This is a genomic window from Arcicella rosea (assembly GCF_014204325.1).
GTDB lineage: Bacteria > Bacteroidota > Bacteroidia > Cytophagales > Spirosomataceae > Arcicella > Arcicella rosea_A.
The window spans coordinates 1-3,206 of record NZ_JACHKT010000067.1 but is presented as its reverse complement, the minus strand read 5'-3'; the positions used below and the strand labels follow the sequence as shown (position 1 = coordinate 3,206).

The following is a 3,206-nucleotide window of genomic DNA, read 5'->3' as shown; positions in this document are numbered from 1 at the left end:
GTAAATCACCTCAAATAAAATGAAAAATCCACCCAGAATATGAGTGGATTTTATTATGAATGAATATTGAAAAACAATTTTCAAGGAAAGCCTAATTAAGCTTCTTCAGTTTTTGCTTCTTCTTCTGTAGCAACTGTTACTGCTTCTACTTCAAATGCTTCTGGTAAATTTGCAGAAATGATATTATACCAACTAATCATTTTTTTCACATCAGAACCATGAACACGTTCACGGTCGAAGTTAGGAACTACTGTTGCTAAGAAATCAAAAAGATCCGCTTCAGTAGCATTTTTAGTATTCAATTCAACTTTCTCGCCATGTGTTTCTCTGATTTTTAAGAAAATATTCGCTAAAGGCAACGCTGCATCTTGATGGTCTTCAATATAAACAGAAATATCTTTTAACACCGACACACGAGCATTTGCACCTACAACCGAACGTGTTTTCTTTCCATCTAAACTTTCAACAATTACTCCTGTACGTGTTGGTTTTAAAATTCTGTATAAACCACTTTGACCAGAAATATTGGCTATTTCTTTTAATAATTCCATGTTTTATTTTAATGATTTGTTTTTGTAAAATTACTCAATAAGTTCTTAGCAAAATAGTACAAGGCTTTAATTCCTGTTAGGCAAGTACTTTTTATGCTTTAAATTCAGCATTTAATTCACTGATTGTTCTCAAGATTTCTTCTCTACCAGAGCCATTAACGGAAGAGCTTACGAAAAATTGTGGCATTTCTTCCCATGTTTCAAGGAGTTTTTCTTGATACAATTCAACGTGTCTATCGGCTGCTGTTTTTGATAATTTATCAGCTTTTGTGAAAACTAAACAGAAAGGAATCCCTTCTTCACCCAAACGATTGATAAATTCCATATCAATTTTTTGTGGTTCGTGACGAATATCTACTAATACAAAAGTATAAAGTAAATTTTCACGGTTTGAAAGATAATTATGAATCATTGATTCAAATTTCTCACGTTCAGTTTTGCTAATTTTGGCATAACCATAACCCGGTAAATCTACCAAATACCATTTTTGGTCAATCAAAAAGTGATTGATTAATTGGGTTTTCCCAGGCGTTTGCGAAGTTTTCGCTAAGCCTTTTTTCTGAACGATGGTATTGATTAAAGACGATTTACCCACATTCGAACGACCAATAAACGCATATTCTGGTTTATCAGGTTTTGGGCATTTTTCGTATTCTGTATTACTCTGTAAAAATATTGCTTCTGTGACTTTCATAAAACTGATGTTGAAACGTACTCATTTTTTATAAATGCAATACGTCTTTTAAAAACTTTTACAAATTTACGGAAGATTTAGGACTTCTCTTGCTTCTTGGAAATTTACTCGACGTATGGCGCTGTTTAGGAGTCGATTACTGGCTGCAAAACCTGATAACTATGAATAATCTGATGATTTCTTTCTGTATGAAAATCCAGTCTGATGAAACAATCGTATCTTTGTGAAAATTACAGCGATTTCACGCATTCGCTTTTATCAATACCACAAACGATTCTCGAAATCGTGTAGTTTATATGGAAATTTTACAAAATGATTTATTGTTAAGAGCCGCTAGAGGCGAACAAGTAGAACGTGTACCCGTTTGGATGATGCGTCAGGCAGGAAGAATTTTACCTGAATATCGTGCCGTTCGTGAGAAAGCTGGAAGTTTTATTCAGTTAGCCACTAATCCTGAATTAGCCGCCGAAGTAACAATTCAACCCGTTGACATCTTGGGCGTTGATGCAGCCATTATTTTTTCTGATATTTTAGTAATTCCCGAAGCGATGGGCTTACCTTATTTGATGGAAGAAAAAGTTGGTCCAATCTTCCCAGAAGTAATAAAAACGATGGCTGATGTGGATAAATTACGTGTTTCAGACCCTGAAGTGGAATTGAAATATGTATTGGATGCCATCAGAATTGTAAAGAAAGAATTGAACGGACGTGTACCTTTAATCGGTTTTGCGGGTGCACCTTTCACTTTACTTTGCTACATGATTGAAGGAAGAGGTTCAAAGACATTCTCGAAAGCCAAAAAATACTTGTATTCAGAACCTGAACTTTCTCACGCTCTTTTACAGAAAATTACCGATAGTACCATCGCTTATTTAAAAGCACAAGTAGCGGCTGGTGCAAACCTTGTTCAAATTTTCGACTCTTGGGCGGGAATCCTTTCTCCAGAACAATACCGTATTTACTCATTGCCTTATATCGCTCAGATTTGTGATGCCATCACCGAAGTACCTGTTACGGTTTTTGCAAAAGGAGCATTCTTTGCTCGTGAAGAAATGGGTAAATTGAACTGCGAAACCATCGGTTTAGATTGGAACATGGACATTGCCGAATCTCGCAGATTGATTGGCGACAGCAAAACCTTACAAGGAAACCTCGACCCATGTGTATTGTATAGCTCATTTGCAGAAATCAAAACGCATACTCGTTCGATGATTCAGCAATTTGGTGGACAAAAATACATTGCCAATTTAGGGCATGGCGTTTATCCAGATACAGACCCAGAAAAAGTAAAATGTTTTATTGATACCGTGAAGGAATATAGTTTGTAGATTTAACAAACAAATTTAATATAAATAAACATGAGTCATCCATAATTTTCTTGTCAAGATATAGCCTTTAAGAGTTGCTATTTCAAGGAAAATTGGGGATGACTCATATTTGTTTCAGAAATGCAGAATAGTATTATGATGATATAATTTTCTGGGATTATCAATCATAGCTTTTATAAAATCAATTCCTGTTACTTCCCCTGTAGCTCCTGTTTCAGCATGAGCGATAATACAATTCATTTCTTTACCAGAACCTAAATCTATGACAGTACGCCTGTTTTGATATTGGTAAAAGCTGATGGCAAACCAAAGGCTAAACTCAAATCTGCATCAGCATTAAAGCCTTTTAGATGTTCATAACTTTCAGACATACTGGTACAAATACCTGCCAACGGTCAACAGAATAAGTTGACGCATTTTATTTGGCTGATAGAATGGCTTTTCTTTAACAATGTCTTTTGAATTTCCTTGTTGGTTTTTCATATTTATGTTGTTTTGTATGAAAGAACCTAATTTGAAAAATAGACCTAGTTTTTTAATTTTTAGGCTCAATCCTTAAATTAGGCTGATGACTTTTAATGTATATTTTTGTATTCAAAACATATAAGATATGCAAATACAACTACATAAGAT

The 3,206-nt window shown here is 34.6% G+C and carries 4 protein-coding genes; 1 reads left to right on the top strand and 3 read right to left on the bottom strand.

All coding sequences use genetic code 11. The features are described 5' to 3' along the window. Positions 1–95: 95 nt before the first annotated feature. A complete protein-coding gene (locus HNP25_RS21570; protein WP_184137833.1) occupies positions 96–551 on the bottom strand; it encodes a DUF5606 family protein in 456 nt (151 codons plus the stop codon). Positions 552–642: 91 nt separating this feature from the next. Continuing rightward, on the bottom strand, positions 643–1,245 hold the full coding sequence (yihA, locus tag HNP25_RS21565) for a ribosome biogenesis GTP-binding protein YihA/YsxC (RefSeq protein WP_184137831.1): 603 nt from the start codon (positions 1,243–1,245) through the stop codon (positions 643–645). A 296-nt stretch (positions 1,246–1,541) separates the two neighbouring features. On the opposite strand from yihA, the gene hemE reads away from it, so the two are divergent. Further along, a complete protein-coding gene (gene hemE / locus HNP25_RS21560; protein ID WP_184137829.1) occupies positions 1,542–2,573 on the top strand; it encodes a uroporphyrinogen decarboxylase in 1,032 nt (343 codons plus the stop codon). Positions 2,574–2,687: 114 nt separating this feature from the next. Here the strand turns inward: hemE and HNP25_RS21945 are convergent, their stop codons facing one another. Further along, positions 2,688–2,813, bottom strand: a complete 126-nt coding sequence (locus HNP25_RS21945) for a hypothetical protein (protein ID WP_262887514.1) — start codon at positions 2,811–2,813, stop codon at positions 2,688–2,690. Between the last annotated feature and the right edge of the window lie 393 nt (positions 2,814–3,206).

Bases quoted from the DNA above. Each gene is read 5' to 3' on its own strand.
- HNP25_RS21570 (WP_184137833.1), bottom strand. From the start codon at position 551: ATGGAATTATTAAAAGAAATAGCCAATATTTCTGGTCAAAGTGGTTTA.
- yihA (WP_184137831.1), bottom strand. From the start codon at position 1,245: ATGAAAGTCACAGAAGCAATATTTTTACAGAGTAATACAGAATACGAA.
- hemE (WP_184137829.1), top strand. From the start codon at position 1,542: ATGGAAATTTTACAAAATGATTTATTGTTAAGAGCCGCTAGAGGCGAA.
- HNP25_RS21945 (WP_262887514.1), bottom strand. From the start codon at position 2,813: ATGAATTGTATTATCGCTCATGCTGAAACAGGAGCTACAGGGGAAGTA.